The sequence below is a fragment of the [Rhizobium] kunmingense genome (assembly GCF_977018605.1).
Map to the genome: position 1 here is coordinate 2,374,447 of NZ_CDRNXG010000001.1, position 20,583 is coordinate 2,395,029.

The 20,583-nt window shown below is 62.6% G+C and carries 21 protein-coding genes; 12 read left to right on the forward strand and 9 right to left on the reverse strand.

Annotated elements, in window-relative coordinates; genetic code table 11:
- Window positions 1-57: 57 nt before the first annotated feature.
- The gene (locus tag AC0JZ4_RS11350; RefSeq protein WP_471886482.1) at window positions 58-1,029 is read right to left on the reverse strand and encodes a GGDEF domain-containing protein; all 972 of its coding nucleotides are present in this window, start codon (window positions 1,027-1,029) and stop codon (window positions 58-60) included.
- Window positions 1,030-1,765: 736 nt separating this feature from the next.
- On the opposite strand from AC0JZ4_RS11350, the gene AC0JZ4_RS11355 reads away from it, so the two are divergent.
- Window positions 1,766-3,016: a D-alanyl-D-alanine carboxypeptidase family protein gene (locus tag AC0JZ4_RS11355; protein ID WP_471886483.1), complete on the forward strand. Its 1,251-nt coding sequence runs from the start codon at window positions 1,766-1,768 to the stop codon at window positions 3,014-3,016.
- Between the two features lie 107 nt (window positions 3,017-3,123).
- Here the strand turns inward: AC0JZ4_RS11355 and AC0JZ4_RS11360 are convergent, their stop codons facing one another.
- The 5 genes from AC0JZ4_RS11360 to mqo all read right to left on the reverse strand — a co-directional run bounded on the left by AC0JZ4_RS11360 (window position 3,124) and on the right by mqo (window position 7,493).
- Complete coding sequence (locus tag AC0JZ4_RS11360) at window positions 3,124-3,714, reverse strand: SH3 domain-containing protein (protein ID WP_471886484.1); 591 nt, start codon at window positions 3,712-3,714, stop codon at window positions 3,124-3,126.
- A gap of 33 nt (window positions 3,715-3,747) precedes the next feature.
- The gene (locus AC0JZ4_RS11365; protein WP_471886485.1) at window positions 3,748-4,242 is read right to left on the reverse strand and encodes an invasion associated locus B family protein; all 495 of its coding nucleotides are present in this window, start codon (window positions 4,240-4,242) and stop codon (window positions 3,748-3,750) included.
- A gap of 372 nt (window positions 4,243-4,614) precedes the next feature.
- Entirely contained in the window at window positions 4,615-5,094 is a 480-nt protein-coding gene (locus AC0JZ4_RS11370) for a GFA family protein (protein WP_471886486.1), read from the reverse strand.
- A 70-nt stretch (window positions 5,095-5,164) separates the two neighbouring features.
- Complete coding sequence (locus AC0JZ4_RS11375; protein WP_471886487.1) at window positions 5,165-5,548, reverse strand: response regulator; 384 nt, start codon at window positions 5,546-5,548, stop codon at window positions 5,165-5,167.
- Window positions 5,549-5,780: 232 nt separating this feature from the next.
- Complete coding sequence (gene mqo, locus AC0JZ4_RS11380) at window positions 5,781-7,493, reverse strand: malate dehydrogenase (quinone) (RefSeq protein ID WP_471886488.1); 1,713 nt, start codon at window positions 7,491-7,493, stop codon at window positions 5,781-5,783.
- Window positions 7,494-7,709: 216 nt separating this feature from the next.
- Between mqo and AC0JZ4_RS11385 the strand changes: the two genes are divergently transcribed.
- The 6 genes from AC0JZ4_RS11385 to map all read left to right on the forward strand — a co-directional run bounded on the left by AC0JZ4_RS11385 (window position 7,710) and on the right by map (window position 13,128).
- On the forward strand, window positions 7,710-8,735 hold the full coding sequence (locus AC0JZ4_RS11385) for an ABC transporter substrate-binding protein (RefSeq protein ID WP_471886489.1): 1,026 nt from the start codon (window positions 7,710-7,712) through the stop codon (window positions 8,733-8,735).
- Window positions 8,732-9,772, forward strand: coding sequence for a FecCD family ABC transporter permease (locus tag AC0JZ4_RS11390; RefSeq protein ID WP_471886490.1), 1,041 nt, complete (start codon window positions 8,732-8,734; stop codon window positions 9,770-9,772). The genes AC0JZ4_RS11385 and AC0JZ4_RS11390 overlap by 4 nt, the downstream gene beginning before the upstream one ends.
- Window positions 9,769-10,530, forward strand: a complete 762-nt coding sequence (locus AC0JZ4_RS11395) for an ABC transporter ATP-binding protein (protein ID WP_471886491.1) — start codon at window positions 9,769-9,771, stop codon at window positions 10,528-10,530. The genes AC0JZ4_RS11390 and AC0JZ4_RS11395 overlap by 4 nt, the downstream gene beginning before the upstream one ends.
- Window positions 10,531-10,635: 105 nt before the next feature.
- Complete coding sequence (locus AC0JZ4_RS11400; protein WP_471886492.1) at window positions 10,636-11,100, forward strand: SRPBCC family protein; 465 nt, start codon at window positions 10,636-10,638, stop codon at window positions 11,098-11,100.
- 182 nt (window positions 11,101-11,282) lie between these two features.
- Window positions 11,283-12,344, forward strand: a complete 1,062-nt coding sequence (locus AC0JZ4_RS11405) for an LLM class flavin-dependent oxidoreductase (RefSeq protein WP_471886493.1) — start codon at window positions 11,283-11,285, stop codon at window positions 12,342-12,344.
- A gap of 28 nt (window positions 12,345-12,372) precedes the next feature.
- Window positions 12,373-13,128 (forward strand): type I methionyl aminopeptidase, encoded by a 756-nt coding sequence (map, locus tag AC0JZ4_RS11410; RefSeq protein WP_471886494.1) that lies wholly within the window; start codon window positions 12,373-12,375, stop codon window positions 13,126-13,128.
- A 58-nt stretch (window positions 13,129-13,186) separates the two neighbouring features.
- Here the strand turns inward: map and AC0JZ4_RS11415 are convergent, their stop codons facing one another.
- A complete protein-coding gene (locus AC0JZ4_RS11415) occupies window positions 13,187-13,417 on the reverse strand; it encodes a hypothetical protein (protein WP_471886495.1) in 231 nt (76 codons plus the stop codon).
- A 43-nt stretch (window positions 13,418-13,460) separates the two neighbouring features.
- Between AC0JZ4_RS11415 and AC0JZ4_RS11420 the strand changes: the two genes are divergently transcribed.
- From AC0JZ4_RS11420 to sbmA, 3 genes are all read left to right on the forward strand, one after another.
- Window positions 13,461-13,676 carry a hypothetical protein gene (locus AC0JZ4_RS11420; protein WP_471886496.1) on the forward strand — a complete coding sequence of 72 codons (216 nt, stop codon included), beginning with the start codon at window positions 13,461-13,463 and terminating at the stop codon, window positions 13,674-13,676.
- The gene (locus AC0JZ4_RS11425) at window positions 13,673-14,866 is read left to right on the forward strand and encodes a YbfB/YjiJ family MFS transporter (RefSeq protein WP_471886497.1); all 1,194 of its coding nucleotides are present in this window, start codon (window positions 13,673-13,675) and stop codon (window positions 14,864-14,866) included. The genes AC0JZ4_RS11420 and AC0JZ4_RS11425 overlap by 4 nt, the downstream gene beginning before the upstream one ends.
- Before the next feature lie 123 nt (window positions 14,867-14,989).
- A complete protein-coding gene (sbmA, locus tag AC0JZ4_RS11430) occupies window positions 14,990-16,270 on the forward strand; it encodes a peptide antibiotic transporter SbmA (RefSeq protein WP_471886498.1) in 1,281 nt (426 codons plus the stop codon).
- A gap of 96 nt (window positions 16,271-16,366) precedes the next feature.
- Here the strand turns inward: sbmA and AC0JZ4_RS11435 are convergent, their stop codons facing one another.
- Together AC0JZ4_RS11435 and AC0JZ4_RS11440 are read right to left on the reverse strand one after the other, a co-directional pair.
- Entirely contained in the window at window positions 16,367-16,726 is a 360-nt protein-coding gene (locus AC0JZ4_RS11435; RefSeq protein ID WP_471886499.1) for a VanZ family protein, read from the reverse strand.
- Between the two features lie 133 nt (window positions 16,727-16,859).
- A complete protein-coding gene (locus AC0JZ4_RS11440) occupies window positions 16,860-17,873 on the reverse strand; it encodes a polysaccharide deacetylase family protein (RefSeq protein WP_471886500.1) in 1,014 nt (337 codons plus the stop codon).
- A 268-nt stretch (window positions 17,874-18,141) separates the two neighbouring features.
- Here AC0JZ4_RS11440 and AC0JZ4_RS11445 point away from each other — a divergent pair, with 268 nt between their 5' ends.
- Both AC0JZ4_RS11445 and der read left to right on the forward strand, forming a co-directional pair.
- On the forward strand, window positions 18,142-18,813 hold the full coding sequence (locus AC0JZ4_RS11445; RefSeq protein ID WP_471886501.1) for a tetratricopeptide repeat protein: 672 nt from the start codon (window positions 18,142-18,144) through the stop codon (window positions 18,811-18,813).
- A 37-nt stretch (window positions 18,814-18,850) separates the two neighbouring features.
- Window positions 18,851-20,275: a ribosome biogenesis GTPase Der gene (der, locus tag AC0JZ4_RS11450; protein ID WP_471886502.1), complete on the forward strand. Its 1,425-nt coding sequence runs from the start codon at window positions 18,851-18,853 to the stop codon at window positions 20,273-20,275.
- Window positions 20,276-20,583 lie beyond the last annotated feature (308 nt).

Genomic DNA, 20,583 nt, shown 5'->3' on the forward strand with positions numbered 1-20,583 from the left:
TCGCAGCCGCACGGGAATAACCATGGGAAAGACTGGTTTACGGGAACCGCAGGAAGGTCAGTGCTGCGGATGTCCGTCGGCGGGGGCCGCTGCGGTCTGCTGGGTGGAGCCTGAGGCGGAGGCACCCGGCCTTGCCGTATCCAGGTTGATCGTATTCGGCTGTTCGTCGGCCCGGCGGATGCAGTTGCGGCCGTCGCGCTTGGCCTCGTAGAGGGCGAAGTCGGCGCGCAGAAGAAGGTCGGGCAGGCGGTCGCCGGGATTGGCCCCGCACAGGCCGAAACTTGCCGTCATGCGGCCTCGGCGCAGCGGCTGGACGGTGGTTTCCGACAGAGCGACACGCACACGCTCGGCAATGTCTTCCGCCTCGTCGAGCGCGGTGCGCGGCAGGATGATACAGAATTCCTCGCCGCCGATCCGGGCCGCCAGATCGTAGGGGCGCAGGCAATTGCGCACCACTTCGCCGGCCGCCATCAGAACCCGGTCGCCGGTTTCGTGGCCATGCGCGTCGTTGATGCCCTTGAAGCGGTCGAGGTCGAAGGTGATGACGGAGAGCGGCTCCTGCTGGCGCTCGGCGCGCGCCAGTTCCTCGACGGCGCGCTCGCCCAGCCAGCGGCGGTTGCCCAGCCCAGTCAGCGGGTCGGTCATCGCCTGGTGGCGAAGCTTGGTCAGAAGGCTCTCCGTCTCTGCGACCATCGTGGTGACGGTCGATGTCAGGAGGCCGATCTCATCGTTGCTTTCGACGACGAGGCGGATCGGCGTACCGTTCTTCTGGTAGGTCTTGATGGCGGTCGCGAGCTGGCGCAGCGGCCGGATCAGCCACCAGAGAGTCATCAGGCAGATGCCGGTGCCGGCAACCGTTGCGGCCAGCAGCAGGACAAGGACAGGTTCCGGCTGGGTGGCGAAACCGCTGGCCAGATATACGATGAACACGATGAGCGGCACGTGCACCGACAGGAAGCAGATGGCGAAGACCTTGATAGTCAGCGAGGAACCGACAGCCTTGGCCAGTCCCGAAGTCATCGGAATCATTCCGAGTTCTCTCCTATGACATTTCATATGCGGCGGCACGCTAGGAACCGCGCTTGAAGGCGAAGTTAATTCATTCGCTAAAATGCAAGCATTCACAAGCCCGCCTCGGCCGGTCATCACACCTATAGCGGGAAGGCTTGCGGCGGAAAAGTAAAATGCTGACTACAAGGCAGGTTTGCATAGGGTGTGAAAATATTCCGCCCGCAGCGGTAAGTCTTCGATGATCGACGAGCTGGTGATGCGTGGTCTGCGTACAACCTGCGGCAGACCAGCCGGCCGGCGGCGGCGCGGCGGGGATCGCAATCGCGGACTTCAGGAATTTGTTTAAATTTTTCCGATGGATACTCCGTTTCGGCGTGTATGGGGCGAAAGCTGTCTGGGTGTCGGTTTTCGAGGCCGCTGACGACGCTTGCCGCGTGTCACGACAGGAGGCCGACGGCGGTCGCTGGCGTAATCATAAGCCATCGTCATGGCGTGGCCATTGCCGAGGGTAAAATATGCCGGCCGATGCCTCGGGTGCTCAAACAGGCGTGGAAAAGTCTTGCCGGATTGCAAATTCCAAACCGCTCTTCCGTCCCCTTTCGACACAGAACTGCGGCATGGAAGGGTTTTGCGGCAAAGCGGAAAGCCGATGCCGTATTTGACCGCGCGGTAACGGTTGTTTATTGCGGATGAGCCATTCTGGCCTCCAATTGTCGGCTTTATGTTCCGTCCCGCGTCTCGAAAGGGAACCCGCATGCCTTCACTTCAACGGATCGTGGCGCTCGTCTGCTTCATCTGTGCGGCGTCATTCGTGAGCCGGACGGCAGAGGCCGGTTATGCGCATTACATCTATGATGCGCAGACGGGCAAGGTTCTCGCCTCGCAGAATGCCGAGACGCTCAATCATCCGGCATCGCTGACCAAGATGATGACGCTCTACATGACGTTCGAGGCGCTGAAAGCGGGCCGGCTGCGCTGGGACGACAAGATCGTCATGACGCGCAATGCGGCCTCCAAAATTCCGTTCAAGCTTGGCGTGCCGGCCGGACAGACGATTACGGTGCGTGAGGCGGTCAACGCGATCGCGATCCGCTCCGCCAATGATGCGGCAGCCGCAATGGGCGATCATCTGGGCGGCACGGAAGACCGGTTCGGCACGTTGATGACGCGCAAGGCGCGTCAGCTCGGCATGCGAAAGACCGTGTTTCGCAACGCGTCCGGCCTGCCTGACGATGCGCAGGTGACCACCGCGCGCGACCTTGCGGTGCTGGCCGTGGCGCTGATCCGCGATTATCCGCGCGAATACCGGCTGTTTTCACAGCGCTCCTTCGTGTTCCGCGGCCGCACCATCCGCGGCCACAACAATCTCATGTACCGCTATCCCGGCATGGACGGCATCAAGACCGGTTTCATCAATGCGTCCGGTTACAATCTCGCCAGCGCCGTCAACATCAATGGCCGGCGCTATATCGGCGTGATCATGGGCGGCAAGACGGCCCGCCAGCGCGACAACCAGATGGCGGCGCTCCTCGATCAGGTCGTGCCGGGTGCAGTCTCGTCGCTGCCGGGCGTTGCGGCCGCCGAACCGCGCGGCCAGAAGCGCGCGGCGGAAGGGACCGTTTCGGCCTCCGCCTCGGTGCCGTTGCCGCAGCCGCGCCGGGAGATCCTGGCGGGTGCCGCGACGACCCGTGCCGCCAGCGTAACGCCTTATGCGAGCGTGCCGCAGACAGGCGGCGCCCTGCAAAGCGTCTCGCGTCAGGCGGGGCCGGTCTGGGATATCCAGATTGCCGCCGCATCCAGCCAGGCGGCTGCGTCCGGTGTGATCGACAGCGCGCTGTCGCTGCTTGCCGAATTCGGCCAGATCGCGCCCAGTATCCAGGGGTCACAATCGGGCGGGCAGGCCATCTACCGGGCGCGGCTCAGCGGCTTTGCCGATCGCGATTCCGCATCACGCGCCTGCGGTATGCTTCAGGCCCGCTCGATGGATTGCTTCGTCGTCCGTTGATCTATGGCGGTTCCAGCAAAAGTGCGCGGCGGTTTTGCGTTCGGAACTGCGCCGAATCAACCAGCTGGAGTAATTTTGCGATTCGCAGAAAAGCGGAATTACTCTCGCTATTCCGTCACGCGCTCGTGCGGATAGACACCCCATAGCTGCGACTGGGACACGTAGCCGCCGAGCCTTTGGCTCTGCAGCTCGACCCGGCACCATGCGCCGTCGCAATGGGCGATATTCACGCGCACGGACGGGGTAAGCCTGGCGACAACGCCGGCACCGGACTGCGGCTCTCGTCTCATGGCGATCGGCGTGTCGAGCCAGGGGCCGACCACCGCCGTCCTTTGACCGGACAGGAGCGGTGCGAGCATCCAGCCGCTGGCGCCGTCGGGGTCGCGCACCTGTCGCCAGTTGCCGTATTCCTCGATGATCTCCATCGGAAGGCCGCGGGCGGAATAGACCCAGGCGGTCGGGTAATCGGTGGAAGGGCCGACGCGCATATGGGCGCTGGTGGCCCGCAGCGATACGTAACGGGGAATGTCCAGACCGGTGGAGCGGCCGGTCCGTTGCGCCAAGGCGGCTGCGACACTGGGGGCGGTGGCTACCGGTGTCGCCGGTGACGCATCGGCATCGGCCGCTTCGAGCCGGGCGACGAGAGGCAGGCCCAGCGCGATGGCCAGGGTGGCGGCGGCGAGGCGCCGCCTGTTCATTTTCAATCGCATGTCAGTGACGGGCTCCGCCGATCACCGGCAATTGCTGACTTCCTGAAGGGCTGCGGTGACGCCTGCCAGAGAGAAGGAATAGCTGGTGCCGGTGCCGCGCCCGGACGTCGCCCTGATGGTCATCTGGCTACCGCCGCGCATGGCGTTGATCAGCGCCGGCTCCCGGCCCTGATCGCGCACCCAGGCGGTGTTTTCACGCGGGGCGAGCACGAAGTTCTCGTCGCCGACGGCGACCTCCACTTCCGAACCCTGGCGCAGGTTGTAGCCCATGATCGCCTGCGGCATCAGCGCCTGACCCTGCGGCGAGATGAGGAAGAAGTTGTCGCCGTGGTTGACGCTGGCCGGTGCCGAGCTTGTCGGCACGGAAAGGGCGTAGCAGCTCTTCTGGCCGTTGGCGGTGTAGGAATAGACGCCCCAGGCGTCGAACTGCTTGATCCTTGTCGGCTGGGCGGCGCTTGCCGCAGCGGCTGACGTGACGGTGAGGGCGAGAGCAAGAATTGCTGATCTGGTACGCATAGTGTCTCCACAAAGAACAACAGGCCCTGGGAGATGGGCCTTCACGAAATCGATGCGGCCATACAAGGCCTGCACAGTTAGCGAGAGGTTAATTTGTGTGTCGATTCGATGATGGCGACGGTCACAAAGGGTTGACCATGATGTCATGAAAATCCGGCATATGCCTGTTTATGCAGCATTTATCTCGGATTTTTGCGGTTCTGGCGAAAGCCCGAGGAAATCGTGTCGCTGTGCCATAATCTGTGGAAAGCTCGATCGCCGACGGCGCCCGCATTCGTCTGTGAATGGGGGGCTCCTTTTGCTCCGCACGGATGACGATGAGTTGCCGCGCGGCAAGATAGAGCCGTCGTGATGTCCGCCTTGGCGGCGTCGCTAACCGGGTGAGGCATCGGAGTTGCCCGCCTGCTCCGCATACTCCTTCATCAGCTGCGGATACGCGTCGAAGGTTGGGAATTCCGCGAAGCTGTGGCGGGCGCCGGTCTCGGCCCAGGCGAATTTGACCGACGCATAGGTTTCGATGAACGGAGAGAACCAGGTCGTATCGTCGAGCATGGTGGGGCGGATGTTGACGAACCAGTCCATGCCGGCGGGCCTGGTGAACAGCCAGCTCTTGCAGCGCGGGCAGTGGTAGTGGTGGGCTTCATCGCCGTGGGCACCACCGATCACGGGATTGCCGGTGATAAGCTCGAAGCCGTCTGACGGGATCGCTGCCGAGCAGGAGAAGGCGGAAGCGCTCATCCTCTGGCAGCCGTGGCAATGGCAGGCCATGGTGATCATCGGCGGCGCACTGATCCTGATGCGGATGTCACCGCAGCGGCAGGTACCTTCGATCGGCAGGGCGGGCTTCGTCATTGCTATCTCCTTGATATTTGCCGATGGGAGATAGGGCAGATCGACGGCGAGGACAGGCGGAACCGGTTTTTCAGGCCAGCGACATGCGGTTCAGCTGCCTGGTGACCTCGGCGTTGTTGTAGGGCTTGGGAAAGAACACGCTGCCGCTCGGCAGGACTGCATCCTGCATGGCCAGGTGGCCGGACGTCACGATGATCGCGATCGGTGGCCAGCGGTCGCGGATCGCCGCGGCGAGCTTCAGCCCGTTCATCGATCCGGGCATGTCGACATCGGTGAAGACGATGCGGATGTCCGAACGGCTTTCGAGAATTTTCACGGCTTCATCGGCGCTCCATGCCTCTATGACATCGAAGCCTGCGTCGATAACGAGGTCGACAGCCATCATACGCTGGAGCGGTTCGTCCTCGACGACGAGCACGACCATCCGTGTATCGATCGGCGTTGTCTGTGCCATTCTTCAATTTACCTGTTGCTGGAGAGATCCGACATATTCGTGAAGAAGTCGGGACCCACATAACGAACGATAACGGCGCCTGTTCCAATCAGGCCCATCCGGATCCGCTTCGCGCGGAAAATCCTGAGCGCCGCGCGGTCGCTGGGAGCAAGGTTCAGGTGGCGCGAGATAAAAAAAGACCGGGCGCTCTGGGGCGCCCGGTCCTGTTATTTCCGATCGGTTCCGGCGTGGCTCAGAGAGCGATATCCGGGACGCGCTTGATTTCACCGGCGGGCGCCGCCGGTGCCGGCTGGCCGTAGCTTGCCGGGTCGATCTGCGGTGCCTTGATGGCGAGCTGCAGGCGCTCTTCGGTGGCAACCCATTCGCGGGCCAGCATTTCCGGGTTCTCGTTCAGCTTGGTTCCGTAGCTTGGAACGATCGTCTTGACCTTTTCCTGCCATTCCGGGGTCTTCAGCTTTTCGGCGAAGACGGTCTTGAGCACGTCGAGCATGATCGGGGCCGCGGTCGAAGCGCCCGGCGAAGCGCCGAGAAGGGCTGCGATCGTGCTGTCTTCCGAAGCGACGATCTCGGTGCCGAGCTTCAGCACGCCGCCCTTTTCGGCATCGCGCTTGATGATCTGGACGCGCTGACCGGCCTGCCAGAAGCGCCAGTCCTCGGCCTTGGCGTTCGGGAAGTATTTGCGAAGTTCAGCCAGACGGTCCTCGTCGGACATCATCAGCTGGCCGGCGAGATACTGCACGAGGCCGAACTCGTCGGTGCCGACCTTGGCCATCGGCCAGATGTTGTCGAGCGTGACCGTCGAGGGCAGGTCGAACAGCGAGCCGTCCTTGAGGAACTTCGTCGAGAAGGTGGCGAAGGGACCGAACAGGATGTGGCGCTTGCCGTCGAAGACGCGGGTGTCGAGATGCGGAACCGACATCGGCGGCGCGCCGACATCCGCCTGGCCATAGGCCTTGGCGAGGTGCTGGTTTACGATCTCGGGGTTGTCGCAGACGAGGAAAGAGCCGCCGACCGGGAAGCCGGCATATTCGTCGCCTTCCGGAATGCCCGACATCTGCAGGAGCGGAAGCGCGCCGCCGCCAGCGCCGAGGAAGACGAACTTCGCCTTGACGGTGGTGGTCGTTCCGCTCTTGGTATCGGCGAACGAGACGTTCCAGGCGCCGTCTTCGGTGCGCTCGATGGCCGTCACTTCCGAATTGGTGCGCAGGTTGAAGGTCTGCTTGGCCTTCAGGCTTGCGACATACTGCTTGGTGATCTCGCCGAAGTTGACGTCGGTGCCGAGCGGGCTCCAGGTGGCGGCGATCTTCTGGCTCTGGTCGCGGCCTTCGATCATCAGCGGTACCCACTTGGCGATCTCGGCCTGATCGGTCGAGAACTCCATGCCGGCGAACATCGGGCTGGCCTTCAGCGCTTCGAAGCGCTTGCCGAGGAATTCGATGTTCTTGTCACCCCAGACGAAGCTCATGTGCGGGGTGGAGTTGATGAACGAGCGCGGATCCTTCAGGACGCCCATGTCGATCTGGTGGGCGAGGAACTGACGGGTGATCTGGAACTGCTCGTTGATGCCGACGGCGCGCGAGATCGCGACATTGCCGTTCGAATCTTCCGGCGTGTAGTTCAGTTCGGCGAGAGCCGAGTGACCGGTACCGGCATTGTTCCAGCCGTTGGAGCTTTCCATGGCGACGTCATCGAGACGCTCGATCATTTCGATCTGCCAGGTCGGTTCAAGCTCGGAAAGAAGGACGCCGAGCGTCGCGCTCATGATGCCGCCGCCGATCAGAAGAACGTCGACGGACTGATCGGCAGTCTGAGCCCAGGCAGGCAGAGACGTCACGCCGACAGCGGCCGCGCCACCGGCTGCAGAGCCGAGAAGCTGGCGGCGGCTGAGGCTGATTGCGCCTGCAGCGGTCTGGTGAGCGGAATTATTCTTGTTCTTGGAAGGCAACGGCCACCTCAATTCTTGGTTCTCGTTCCTCCCGGCGCGCTTCTTAAGCGAAAGATCAATTAGCGGCAAGTCCCTCATGCGGCATTTTGTCAGTCCGGCAGCATGTCGCAGGCGGAAGCCCCGAAAAAACATGACTGAATAAATCTTGTTTTTGTTTCTGGTGCTCGATAAAGGGCGCATGCGCACGCTCGCGCCACTAAATTAGGAAACACCTTCGTGACTGTCTTGAAGTCCATTCTGGCCGCTTCCGGCCTTTGTGCCGCTCTTGGTTTCTTCGCTGCCAACTCTGCGCAAGCCGCTACCCAATATCCGCTGGTCATCGACAATTGCGGCGCATCCGTCACCTTCCGACAAGCGCCCGCACGGGCCGTCGGGCTTGGCCAGAACAGCGCGGAAATCCTGCTTCTGCTCGGCCTCGAGGACAAGATGGTCGGCACCGCCTTCTGGCCGAGCAAGGTGTTGCCGCAGCTGGAAGCGGCAAATGCCAAGGTGAAGCTGCTGACGGTCGAGTTCCCGACTTTCGAAAGCATCCTTGCGCAGGAGCCGGATTTCGTCGCGGCTGCACTGCCGAGCCTGATCGGGCCGACCAGCAAGGTCGCCAAGCGCGAGGATTTCGACAAGGTCGGCGTGCCCTCCTACATTTCGCCGAGCACCTGCCTTTCCACCGAAAAGGTGAAGAACGAATATGGCAGCCGCGAGCAGCTGTGGAACATGGAGCTGCTCTACAGGGAGATCGACGAGCTGTCGCAGATCTTCGATGTCGCCGATCGCGGACAGGCGCTGATCGCCGACTTCAAGCAGCGTGAAGCCGCATTGCGCGCCGGCGTCTCGGCCGATGGCAAGACGCTTTCCTACATCTTCTGGTTCTCCAGCCCTTCGCCGACCGCGGACGCCTATCTCGGTGGCCAGAACGGCGCATCCGGCTTCATCGCCAACGTGCTTGGCGGCGAAAGCGCGATCAAGACCGAAGCCGAGTGGCCGACGCTCGGCTGGGAAAGCATCATCGCCGCAAATCCGGATGTCATCGTCGTCGCCAACCTCGACCGCAACCGTTGGGAACTCGACAAGCCGGAAGCCAAGATCAAGTTCCTGACCACCGATCCGGCCGTCAGCCAGATCAATGCGGTGAAGAACAAGGCGCTGGTCGTCATGGACGGTCAGGCGATGAACCCGACTGTGCGCACCATCTACGGTGCCGAGCAGGTGGCCGGACAGCTCAAGGCTCTCGGTCTTCTGAAGTGAACGAGACATCGCCCGCCATACGGCAGATCGTCGCCTTCGGCGGCCTGCTGCTTCTGTCTCTTGCCGCCATCGCGCTGGTGGTGGGCGTGAGCGTCGGGATCGGCGACCTGCCGATCCCGCTATCGACCACCTATGCGGCGATTTCCAACCGGCTCGGCTGGACGGCGATCGAGCTTAACCGCATCCACGAGACGGTGATCTGGGATTATCGGCTGAGCCGTGCGCTGGTCGCCGCATTCTGCGGTGCGGGACTGGCGCTGTCGGGCGCGATCATGCAGTCGCTGTTGCGCAATCCGCTGGCCGAGCCTTACGTGCTCGGCATTTCCGCCGGCGCCTCGACCGGGGCGGTGGCGGTCGTCATTCTGGGGCTTGGGGCCGGCACGGTATCGCTGTCGGCGGGCGCATTCGCCGGGGCGTTTGCCGCCTTCTTCTTCGTTGCTCTCCTGTCCAACGGCACGCGGGGCGGGGCGGATCGCACCATTCTGGCCGGTGTCGCCGCATCGCAGCTGTTCAACGCCGCGACCTCCTATATCGTCACAACATCCGGCAATGCACAGCAGGCACGGGACGTGATGTTCTGGCTGCTCGGAAGTTTTGGCGGTGTGCGCTGGCCGGAATTCATGCTCGTCTCGGTGGTCGTCGGTTTCGGACTGGTCGTCTGTCTCTGCTATGCGCGGGTGCTCGATGCATTCGCGTTCGGCGACGAGGCGGCGGCGTCGCTCGGCGTCAATGTCGGTGCCGCGCGGATCGTGCTTTTCGCGCTGACCGCCGTGATGACCGCGACCGTGGTCAGTATGGTCGGGACGATCGGGTTCGTCGGGCTGGTCGTGCCGCATGCGGCGCGGTTCGTCGTCGGGCCGCTGCATGTCAGACTTCTGCCGGCCTGCGCCATCGTCGGGGCGATCTTCATGGTGCTGGCGGATATCGCATCGCGGGCGCTGATCCCGCAGCAGGTGCTGCCGATCGGGGTCGTGACCGCGCTGGTCGGCGTGCCGTTCTTCTCCGTCATCCTCTACCGGCTCCAGAGGGCGTCATGAGCATCAGGGCAGAAAATCTCAGCTGGAAGATCGGTCGAAAGACCATTCTCGACGACGTGTCCTTTGCCGCCGAGCCGGGGCAGATGCTCGGGCTGCTCGGGCCGAACGGGTCCGGCAAGACCTCGCTTCTGCGCCTGCTGGCGGGGTTGAAGACGCCCCATTCGGGGCGGGTGACGCTGGATGGCTCCGACATCAGGTCGATTGGCCGGCGCACGATGGCCCAGCGTGTCGCCTTCGTCGAACAGCATGCGACGACCAATTCCAACCTCAAGGTCATCGATGTCGTCAAGCTCGGGCGGTTCCCGCATCGCTCGATGTTTTCCGGCTGGTCGACGGCGGACGATACGGCGGTGGTGGAAGCGCTGGAACGGGCGGGCATGATGGAAAAGCGCAACGAGCGCTGGCAGAGCCTGTCCGGCGGCGAGAAGCAGCGGGCGCATATTGCCCGCGCGCTGGCGCAATCGCCGAAGGAGCTGATCCTCGACGAGCCGACCAACCACCTGGATATCCAGCACCAGATCAGCCTGATGCGGCTGGTGTGCGGGCTTCCTGTCACCAGCATCATCGCGCTGCATGACCTCAACCATGCCGCCATGTTCTGCGATCGGCTGATCGTCATGCAGGCGGGAAGGATCGTCGCTACCGGTACGCCGGAAGCGATCGTCACGGAGCAACTGCTGCGCGACGTGTTCAGCGTCGAGGCGCGGGTCGAGGCATCGCCGCATCATGCACGGCCGCATATCCACTATCTGCGGTAAGTGAAGGGCCGGCATAAAATCGCCGGCCTTGCCGCTTTCCTGCGTCGTTATCTGTTCTAGTTTCATCGTCGGAGAAGATGCTCGACCAACGACGGGAGACAGGACATGAGCGAGGCCCCCTACAAGCTGCAGATCATTCGCGAATTCGACGTGCCGGCGGAAAAGCTGTTCAAGGTGTGGACGACGCCGGAGCGGTTTGGCGAGTGGTTCTGCCCGCTGCCGTGGAAGGTGACGCAGGCGCGCTCCGACCTGCGCCCCGGCGGCGAAAGCTTCGTTCTGATGGAGGGGCCGAATGGCGAAAAGGTGCCCAATCCGGGCGTCTATCTGGAAGTCGTGCCGGGTCGCCGTCTGGTGTTCACCGATGCCTATACCGCGGGCTGGGTGCCGTCGGAAAAGCCGTTCATGACCGGCATCCTCGAATTCGAGGACCTTGGCAACGGACGCTCGCGCTATACCGCCACGGCGGTGCACTGGACCGAGGAGGACATGGCCGCCCATCAGGACATGGGGTTCGACGTGGGCTGGGGCATCGTCGCGGACCAGATGGCCGACGTGGCGAAGACATTCTGACATTCGTGATTCTTCGCAATGGCTTGGGCCGCCCGGCTGAGGATGTGATTCATCGTCTTGCTGCGACACATCAGGTCTGAGGCAGCCATCGATTTTGTCGAACGAAGCGTTCGATGCAATCCGGTTTGCGCTTGAGGCATGCCGGCTCTATCTGATGCGCAAGGATCACAGGGACCCATGCGATGGAACTCGGGCTTCATACATTCGGCGACATGGACGCAAGCGCGATCGACAAGGGGGCGGAGGGCGCCAGGCGTCTCACCAACCTGCTCGAAGAGATCGAGCTTGCCGACCAGGTGGGCCTCGACGTGTTCGGGCTGGGCGAGCATCACCGGCCGGATTATGCAATCTCCTCTCCGGTGACCGTGCTGGCGGCCGCTGCGGCGCGGACGAAACGGATCAGGCTGACAAGTGCCGTGACCGTGCTGAGTTCGGACGATCCGGTGCGGGTGTTCCAGCAGTTTTCCACGCTCGACCTGATTTCCGGCGGACGTGCCGAAATCATGGCAGGGCGCGGCTCGTTCATCGAATCCTTCCCGCTGTTCGGCCAGGATCTTGGTGACTACGACGATCTTTTCACCGAAAAGCTCGACCTGCTTATGGCGCTGCGCGATCAGGAAGTGCTGACGTGGCACGGTCAGATGCGGCCTTCGATCAACGGGCGCGGCGTTTATCCGCGTCCCTTGCAGGACCCGCTGCCGGTGTGGATCGCGGTCGGCGGCACGCCGCAATCGGTGGCACGGGCAGGGGCAATGGGCCTGCCGCTGGCGATCGCCATCATCGGCGGCGAATATCCGCGCTTCAAGCCGTTCGCCGATCTTTATCGCGAGGCGGGCGAGAAGGCGGGGCAGGATCCGAAGAACTTGAAGACCAGCATCAATGTGCACGGCTTCATTGCCGATACGACAGAGATGGCCGCTGACCAGTTCTACGGGCCGCAGTCGGAGGTGATGAACCGGCTCGGTCGCGAGCGCGGATGGGGGCCGACGAGCCGGGCGCAGTTCGACCACGCCCGCTCGGCTCTCGGCAATCTCTTCGTCGGCGAGCCGGAACGGGTGGCGGAGAAGATCATCGCGGCACACCGGGTCTTCAAGATGGACCGGTTCCTGCTGCAGATGGCGATCGGGCTGATGCCGCATGCGCAGATCATGCGCGGCATCGAACTCTACGGCACGAAAGTGGCACCGATCGTCAGAAAGGAATTGACCGGATCGGCCGAGCGGGTCACACCGCTGGCCGATTGAACGGCACGATTTTAGGACTGATTGCGGAATGATAATCTCCAGTGAAGACGAACTCGACAAGCTCAAGGCGATAGGACGTCTCTGCGCCCAGGCGATGGAACTGATGGCGAAATCGCTGGAGCCGGGGATCACCACGAAAGAGCTGGACGATATCGGCCGCAAGCTTCTGGAAGACAACGGCGCACAGTCGGCGCCGGAGACCTGCTACAAGTTTCCGGGTGCGACCTGTATCAGCGTCAACGAGGAAGTGGCGCACGGTATTCCGGGTGAGCGCATCATCAAGGCGGGCGATCTGGTCAATATCGATGTCTCGGCGGTGAAGGACGGGTTCTTCGGTGATTGCGGCTCGTCCTATGCGGTGCCGCCGGTGAAGCGCGAAATCGAAAAACTCTGCCGCGACGGCCGCCGTGCATTGTGGACCGGGCTGCAGCAGGTGAAGGCAGGCAACCAGATCGCCGGCATCGGCAATGCGATCGGTGCCTTCGCCAAGAAGAACCGCTATACGCTGATCACCAATCTCTCCAGCCACGGCATCGGTTTGACGCTGCATGACGAGCCGACCGAGATCCCGACCTGGCCGGACAAGAGCGAGCGACGGATCATGGAGGAGGGGCTCGTCTTTACCGTCGAGCCGTTCCTGTCGATGGGCGGCACATGGGCCGAGGACGGCGACAACGACGATCCGTGGACGCTTTACAGCGATCCAAGCGCGCCGACCGTACAATACGAGCACACGATCGTGGCGACCCGCAACGGGCCGCTGATCCTGACGCTGGCAAACTGATCTGCGGATAAATAGTCGAAAGGCCGATCGCTGCGGCGCAGCGCACGGACGGTTTCGATCAGACGGCGCGGTTCTCGCAACGCTTGGCCGATTCGATGGCGCAATAGAAGGCGTCGGCACGCTCTTCCTCGATGTCGGCCATGGCACGGCGTGCATGCACGCGGGCAGCACTTTCCATCAACTGGGCAAATGCTGCATTGCCGATCAGGTCCGCCTTGCGCAGCTGCGCGATCAACGGATCGACCAGAACTTCCGATACGGTAAGGTCACGTTCGATGTCATAGCTCATATTATTGTGCCTCCCGTCCTTGTTCGTTGGTATGCTAAGGATCATGACGGCCATTCGTGTCAACAACAAGACAAATGACGCGCTGCAACGCACCAATTCGTTACTGCAGCGTATTTATGAGTGCTCTTGTCCTGTTTTTCGCTCGCGTGCGCTTGTCGCCGGTGGAGCGTTCGTTGGTCAGGGCGTGAATTGCGTCATGGCAGCTATGAAAAATGCTGATTTGTCGATCACCGGCACCGCTGCCATAAGCGCGGCATGACCATCACCACCCAGACTCAAAATCCCGGATATGACCTGCGCCTTGTCGGCCTTGCCGGGGCGATCGCCATGGCTGCCGCCATGGGCTTCGGCCGCTTTTTCTACACGCCGGTCCTGCCGGGCATGATGGTGGGGATTCCGCTGACATCCGCCGATGCCGGCTACATCGCGGCCGGCAATTTCGCCGGCTATCTCGCCGGGGCGCTGATGGCGGGGCAGGGATGGGCTGCAGGGCGCGAGCGGCGGATCGCGCTTGCCGCGCTGGTGTCGGGTGCACTGCTGCTTGCGGCCATGGCCCTGACCACGTCGGTTGCCGCCTTCGTGGCGATCCGTTTTCTCGCAGGCGTCGCGAGCGCGCTGGCGATGATCTTCACGTCATCGATCGTGCTGCCGTTTGCGCAGCAGGGCGGACGGCATGCGCATGCGGTCAATTTCCTGCATTTCGGCGGCGTCGGAGCCGGTATCGCCCTGTCGTCGGCATTGGCGTTTGCCGTCAACATGTCGGCCGGGGATGCGGCGCATGGATGGCGGATGAACTGGCTTTGCGGCGCCGCGATCGCACTTTTCGCCGCGTTCATCGTCGTGGCGCTTCTGCCAAGACCGCAGGTGGGTGCCGGACGGCGTGTCGAGCCGAAGCTCGTCTGGAAACTGCCGCTGGCGCTTTTGACCCTGTCCTATGGTCTTTTCGGTTTCGGCTATGTGATTACCGCCACCTTTCTCGTGACAATCGCGCGGCAGGGGGATGCGGGGCCGCTGGTGGAGTTCCTCGCCTGGTTCTTCACCGGCTCGGCGGCTGCCGTCTCGCTCGTCGCCTGGCACCCTGTGGCCATCCGGCTCGGTCTCGCCAAGGCCTATGTCGCGGCCATTGCGGTACTTGCCGTCGGCGTCGTCGCCTCCGTGCTGCTGCCCTCGACGGCGGGCGCGCTGGTCGGTGGGCTGCTTCTGGGCGCAACCTTCATGGTGGTGACCGCCTACGGGCTGCAGCTTGGCGGGACTCTGGCGCCGCAAAGCCCGCGCCGGGCGCTTTCGACGATGACGGCGGCATTCGGCGTCGGGCAGATCGTCGGGCCGCTGGTTGCTGGCTGGGCTGCCGAGGCGAGCGGCAGCTTCACGCTGCCGACGCTGCTTGCCGCCGCCGTGCTTGCCGCAAGCGTCGTTCTTGCTGCCATAGTCGCCAAACGCGCCGCCTGAAAAGGTTCGTGGTTACAAATGCGTAACAATAAGGTGCGGGCATTGCCGCATTCATGCGATTGCCATAGTTTTCGCGGTTAAAGCATCTCCTCCCAGACTCGAACTCAGGAAAGCACCCGCTCCGTGTTCCATTCGTTCTTTCCCCGCCCGAAACTGTTTTTCACCTCCGCGTTAATCTGGGCCTGCGTGTGTATCGCCGTATGGTACACGGTCGGTCCGCAAATGGGGGCAGCACTCGGCATGCCGCCGATGGCGGAAGGGCAGCAGGCGCCACTCGGCCTTGCCTATTTCGTCACGCCGGACAATCTCTGGTTCTATCTCTATTTCACCATTTTCGTGCTGATCTTCGGCCTCGCCTGGAAGGCGATCGAACGGGATCACCCGTGGTCGAACTGGTCGATCTGGGGGACGGCCTTCATCATCTTCATCGCCTATTTCGTGGTGCAGATCTCGGTGGCGCTCAACAACTGGCGCGGGCCGTTCTTCGACCTTTTCCAGCGGGCGCTGGAAAAGCAGCCGGGCATCACGCCCTGGCAGTTTTACGAGTTGCAGCTGCGTTTCCTCGAAATCGGCTTGATTTCGGTGGCGATGAACATCGTTACCGCCTTCTTCACCAGCCATTACGTGTTCCGCTGGCGCACGGCGATGAACGACTTCTATCTGGCGAACTGGGACAAGCTGCGCCATATCGAAGGCGCCTCGCAGCGTATCCAGGAGGATACGATGCGATTTGCCTCGATCGTCGAGAGCCTCGGCGTCTATCTGGTCAACTCGGTGATGACGCTCGTCGTCTTCCTGCCGATCCTGTTCCAGCTGTCGAGCAATGTCGGTGAACTGCCGATCCTCGGCGCCATCCCGCATTCGCTGTTCTGGCTGGCGCTTCTGTGGTCGGTGTTCGGTACGTTCCTGCTCGCCATCGTCGGCATCAGGCTGCCGGGGCTGCAGTTCCGTAACCAGCGTGTCGAGGCGGCCTTCCGCAAGGAACTCGTCTATGGCGAGGACCATGAGGAGCGTGCCGAGCCGGCGACGATGCGGCAGCTGTTCGGCAATGTGCGGAAGAACTATTTCCGTATGTACTGGCACTACACCTACTTCAATTTCGCCCGCTACACGTTCGGCCAGCTGGATGCCCAGATCCTGACCTTCATGCTGATTCCGACGATCGTTGCCGGCCGGATCACCATGGGTGTCTGGCAGCAGATCGCCACCGCCTTCGGCCAGGTCGCCGACAGCTTCCAGTATCTGGTCAGCTCCTGGTCGACGATCATCGAGCTTCTGTCGATCCGCAAGCGTCTGGTCGCCTTCGAAGCCGCGATCTACGACCAGCCGCTGCCGCAGATCGACCAGAACTATCTGCGCCGCGAGGCGGAGGATGGCGAGATGGCGGCGAACAAGCCGACCTGATTTTCACCCGCAATCCTGCAAAAGAAAGAGCCGCGCCGGGAAATCCCTGCGCGGCTTTGTCTTGTCTGGGGCCTTACCGGGGCACCGTTGGGCCGATCAGGCCATCGCCGGCTGGCGGAAGCGGTTGATGGTCCAACCGAGCGCGCTGCCGAAAGCCGCGCCTGCGGCCTTGACCGCGGCGTCGTCGAAATGCGGGTGGCGGCTGGGGGAGAGAAGCTGCAAAAGCTCGATGCCGCCGGCGCCCAGGATCAGAAGGGCGGCGCAGAGCATCCACTTGCGCGGATAGGCCAGGACAAACAGCAGCGCCATGACGGCAAAGGCGGCCGCGCGGTCGATATCGACCGAGGCGATGTCCTGCGGTCGCAGGCGGATGGGTGATATCGTGGCGAAGACGATGGCGGCAAGCGCCAGCCATGGAAGCGCTTTGGGAAGAATCTTGATCAGGCGATGTGTCATGGAGCCGTCATATCGTGCGCGGGCCGGCGCGGAAAGCCACGATCGGCAGGCGGGAAAAAGTGATGATCGCGGCAGCAAGGCCCGGCCGTCGCGATCCGGTGCAGACATAAGCGCGTCAAGTCGGCACTGATGCCTAACCGGCGGAGCTTTCACTCCTGGCGGCCGCACCCGTGCCGGAGCGGCGTTCGTCGAGCATTCTGATTGCCTCGGTATAGGTGACGCAGGCGACGTCGGTTTGTCCGCACACTTCCGAGACAAGCCGTTCCATCGCGCGCCAGTAGGCGCCGGCATTCATCTCGACGAAATGCAGGCCGATCTGGACGGGAATGCGGTCGCCGTCTAACTGCTTGTCGAAGGCGGCGCGGAAGGCGGAATAGGCGCGTTCCTCGAATTCGGCGGATTTCGACGGATTGTCGACGCCGGCCGAGTGGCGGATGAAGAGATTGTAGTCCATGGCGATGATCGGCCGCTGCGAGGGACCTTCGGGAATGAGCGGCAGGCCGAAGCGGATGAGGCCGTCCTTGCGTTCCGGCATCATCGGCCCCTTGGTGACGAGGCTCGCATCATAGGTGAACCCCGCCTTATTTTCCGCTTCGGTCATGCCGGTGCTGACGGAGAAATAGGGCGCGCGAAAGCCGTGGATGTCGTTTTCGATGAAATCACGCCAGCCCGGCGGCTCAGAATTTGCGGCGCCGATCGTTTTCCAGGCGTTGGTCATGACATCGTGAAAGCTCGTGAATTCGGCCTGCCAATCGTCCTGCGTCCAGTCCTTGCCGTCGAAATGGCCACAGGTGTGACTGGATATGTCATGGCCCTCGATATGGGCGTTCCAGATGTGGCCGAGCCTTTCCTGCGCTTCCGGCCGGTCCTGCGCGAAGCCGATATTGGAGCGGCCGGCCTTCTTGCCCGGACCTTCGTAGCGGGCGCGGTCGGCGCGCGGGATGACGAGCGAGCAGGAGACGAAATAGGTGAAACGGGCGTTGTTGGCGCGGGCAAAGTCGCGGCTGCGCTGCCACAGCGCATTCGAGCCTGCGCCATCGAAGGAGATCAGCAGAATCTGCTTCGGCTTTTCTGCGGCATCCTGCGCCACCGCCGTGGTGGACAGGATGAGGCCGAGAAGGAGGGCGGATAGAGGCGCAAGACGCATTACGAATTCCCGATTCTTCATGTACCGGCCGCTCATGGGCGGGGAATAAGGCGAAGCTTGGGAGAATGCCGAAAAAGCCACGAAAACGCCATGCGATCACAAGTGCGGTGACACAGGCGACGGTCAGGGTGACGCAATGAGCCTCAACAAGCTGCCGAGAAATGTGCGGGGGGCCTTACATCCTCGACAAAATAGGCTAGAAGGCGCTTTCCTGAGCATTGGCCGCATGACCGGCCCACGATTGGCCTTGATGGGGCCGGAGACTTCGATGGCGCATAACGACGACAGTTTTTTCCGTGAAGTGAACGACGAGCTTCGCTCCGACCAGATGCACAATGCCTGGAAGCGTTACGGCCGGATCGCCATCGGCGTGGCTGCGCTGATCGTCATCGGCACTGCCGGCTGGCGCGGATACGAATATTGGGAAACGCATGGTTCGTCGCAGTCGGGTGACCGGTTCATCGCCGCGCTGACTTTGGCTTCCGAAGGCAAGAACGACGAGGCGCTGGCGGCCCTTTCCGCCATCGAGCAGGACGGCACGGGTTCCTATCCGGTTCTCGCCAAGCTGCGGGCTGCCTCCGTGCAGCAGGCCAAGGGCGATCAGGCTGCCGCGGTTGCCGCCTATGTCCAGGTCGGCGGCGACAATGGCGTGCCGGAAGCCATCCGCGATCTCGCCAAGCTGCGGGCCGCCTTCATCCTGGTCGATACCGGTTCCTATGAAGAGGTTTCGGCGCAGGCGCAGGTTCTGGCGAGCCAGGGCCATGTGCTGGCCAATTCCGCCCGCGAGGCGCTCGGCCTTGCCGCCTACAAGGCCGGCAACATGCCGCAGGCAAAACAGTGGTTCCAGCAGGTGGCCGAAGACACGACCGCGCCTCGCAATGTGGCGAACCGCGCACAGATCATGCTCGACAACATCGCCGCATCGGGCAAGGCGCCCTAAGTCCCTACGGGACTTTTAAGGGCTTGAGGGATTAAAAATGAGCTTCACCGTCGCCATCGTCGGACGTCCGAATGTCGGCAAGTCCACGCTTTTCAACCGCCTCGTCGGAAAGAAGCTGGCGCTTGTCGATGACACGCCGGGGGTTACCCGCGACCGCCGTCCGGGCGACGCGAAGCTCGTTGACCTGCGTTTCACCATCATCGATACAGCCGGTCTTGAGGAAGTCGGGCCGGACACGCTCGAGGGCCGCATGCGCGCCCAGACAGAGATGGCGATCGAGGAGGCGGATCTCACGCTTTTCGTCGTCGATGCCAAATTCGGCCTGACGCCGCTCGACAAGACGTTCGGCGAGCTTTTGCGCCGCAGCGGCAAGCCCGTCGTGCTGGTTGCCAACAAGTCCGAAGCCAAGGGCTCGGACGGCGGCTTTTACGATGCCTATACGCTGGGGCTCGGCGAGCCGGTTCCGATCTCGGCCGAACACGGCCAGGGCATGATCGATCTCAGGGATGCGATCGTCGAGGCGATGGGCGAGGACCGCGCCTTCCCGGAGGACGATGAGGACGTCGCCGAGACCGATGTCGACGTACGCGACAGCGTGCTGGGCGACGAGGCCGACGACGAGCCGGATTATGACGAGACCCTGCCGCTGCGCGTCGCCATCATCGGTAGACCGAATGCCGGCAAGTCGACGCTGATCAACCGGTTTCTCGGTGAAGACCGGCTTCTGACCGGCCCGGAAGCGGGCATTACCCGCGACAGCATTTCTGTCGAATGGGACTGGCGCGGCCGCACGATCAAGATGTTCGACACCGCCGGCATGCGCCGCAAGGCACGCGTGACCGAGAAGCTCGAAAAGCTTTCGGTGGCGGATTCGCTGCGGTCCATCCGTTTTGCCGAGACCGTGGTGATCGTTTTCGATGCGACGATCCCGTTCGAGAAACAGGATCTGCAGCTCGCCGATCTGGTGCTTCGCGAAGGGCGTGCCGCCGTGCTGGCGTTCAACAAGTGGGATCTCATCGAAGATCCGCAGGCGGTTCTGGCAGAGTTGCGCGAAAAGACCGAGCGGTTGCTGCCGCAGGCGCGCGGCCTGCGTGCCGTGCCGATTTCCGGGCAGACGGGCTACGGCCTCGACAAGCTGATGCAGGAAATCATCGCCACCGACAAGGTGTGGAACAAGCGTATCTCGACGGCCAAGCTCAACAAATGGCTGGAAGGCACGCAGATCCAGCATCCGCCACCGGCAGTTTCCGGCCGCCGCCTGAAGCTGAAATACATGACCCAGGTGAAGGCCCGTCCGCCGGCATTCATGGTGTCCTGCACGCGTCCCGACGCGCTGCCGGAGAGCTATATCCGCTACATGATCAACGGCTTGCGCAACGATTTCCAGATGCCCGGCGTGCCGATCCGCATCCATTTCAAAGCGGGCGACAACCCGTTCGAGGGACGGCGCAAGAAGCGCTGATCCGGGTTCTTCCCGGTCTGCTTGCTATTTTTAGCATTCCATGATGCACTGCCACCCTGGCCTGTGCAGTTGGAGGACTCACAAGCCGGACGCCGGTGCCACGGGGCACCGTCGTTTTGGGAGATCGCGCATCGTCAAATCCGGATCCTGTTCTCAAGGTTTCGGCCGATGCGTCAGCTTGGGAGGACTTTCATGATCGTAGCAGGTCTTATCGCGGCATTCTGTCTGGGCGTCAGCGGCGTCGCATATTTCCGCTGGCGTGACGGGTGAGGCGGTAGATCCGCTCTAATCGTTTCCGATCCGCCGTG

Coding starts and splice junctions, on each gene's coding strand:
- AC0JZ4_RS11350 (WP_471886482.1), bottom strand. CDS start 1,029: ATGATTCCGATGACTTCGGGACTGGCCAAGGCTGTCGGTTCCTCGCTG.
- AC0JZ4_RS11355 (WP_471886483.1), top strand. CDS start 1,766: ATGCCTTCACTTCAACGGATCGTGGCGCTCGTCTGCTTCATCTGTGCG.
- AC0JZ4_RS11360 (WP_471886484.1), bottom strand. CDS start 3,714: ATGAACAGGCGGCGCCTCGCCGCCGCCACCCTGGCCATCGCGCTGGGC.
- AC0JZ4_RS11365 (WP_471886485.1), bottom strand. CDS start 4,242: ATGCGTACCAGATCAGCAATTCTTGCTCTCGCCCTCACCGTCACGTCA.
- AC0JZ4_RS11370 (WP_471886486.1), bottom strand. CDS start 5,094: ATGACGAAGCCCGCCCTGCCGATCGAAGGTACCTGCCGCTGCGGTGAC.
- AC0JZ4_RS11375 (WP_471886487.1), bottom strand. CDS start 5,548: ATGGCACAGACAACGCCGATCGATACACGGATGGTCGTGCTCGTCGTC.
- AC0JZ4_RS11395 (WP_471886491.1), top strand. CDS start 9,769: ATGAGCATCAGGGCAGAAAATCTCAGCTGGAAGATCGGTCGAAAGACC.
- AC0JZ4_RS11400 (WP_471886492.1), top strand. CDS start 10,636: ATGAGCGAGGCCCCCTACAAGCTGCAGATCATTCGCGAATTCGACGTG.
- AC0JZ4_RS11405 (WP_471886493.1), top strand. CDS start 11,283: ATGGAACTCGGGCTTCATACATTCGGCGACATGGACGCAAGCGCGATC.
- map (WP_471886494.1), top strand. CDS start 12,373: ATGATAATCTCCAGTGAAGACGAACTCGACAAGCTCAAGGCGATAGGA.
- AC0JZ4_RS11415 (WP_471886495.1), bottom strand. CDS start 13,417: ATGAGCTATGACATCGAACGTGACCTTACCGTATCGGAAGTTCTGGTC.
- AC0JZ4_RS11420 (WP_471886496.1), top strand. CDS start 13,461: ATGACGGCCATTCGTGTCAACAACAAGACAAATGACGCGCTGCAACGC.
- AC0JZ4_RS11425 (WP_471886497.1), top strand. CDS start 13,673: ATGACCATCACCACCCAGACTCAAAATCCCGGATATGACCTGCGCCTT.
- AC0JZ4_RS11435 (WP_471886499.1), bottom strand. CDS start 16,726: ATGACACATCGCCTGATCAAGATTCTTCCCAAAGCGCTTCCATGGCTG.
- AC0JZ4_RS11440 (WP_471886500.1), bottom strand. CDS start 17,873: ATGCGTCTTGCGCCTCTATCCGCCCTCCTTCTCGGCCTCATCCTGTCC.
- AC0JZ4_RS11445 (WP_471886501.1), top strand. CDS start 18,142: ATGGCGCATAACGACGACAGTTTTTTCCGTGAAGTGAACGACGAGCTT.
- der (WP_471886502.1), top strand. CDS start 18,851: ATGAGCTTCACCGTCGCCATCGTCGGACGTCCGAATGTCGGCAAGTCC.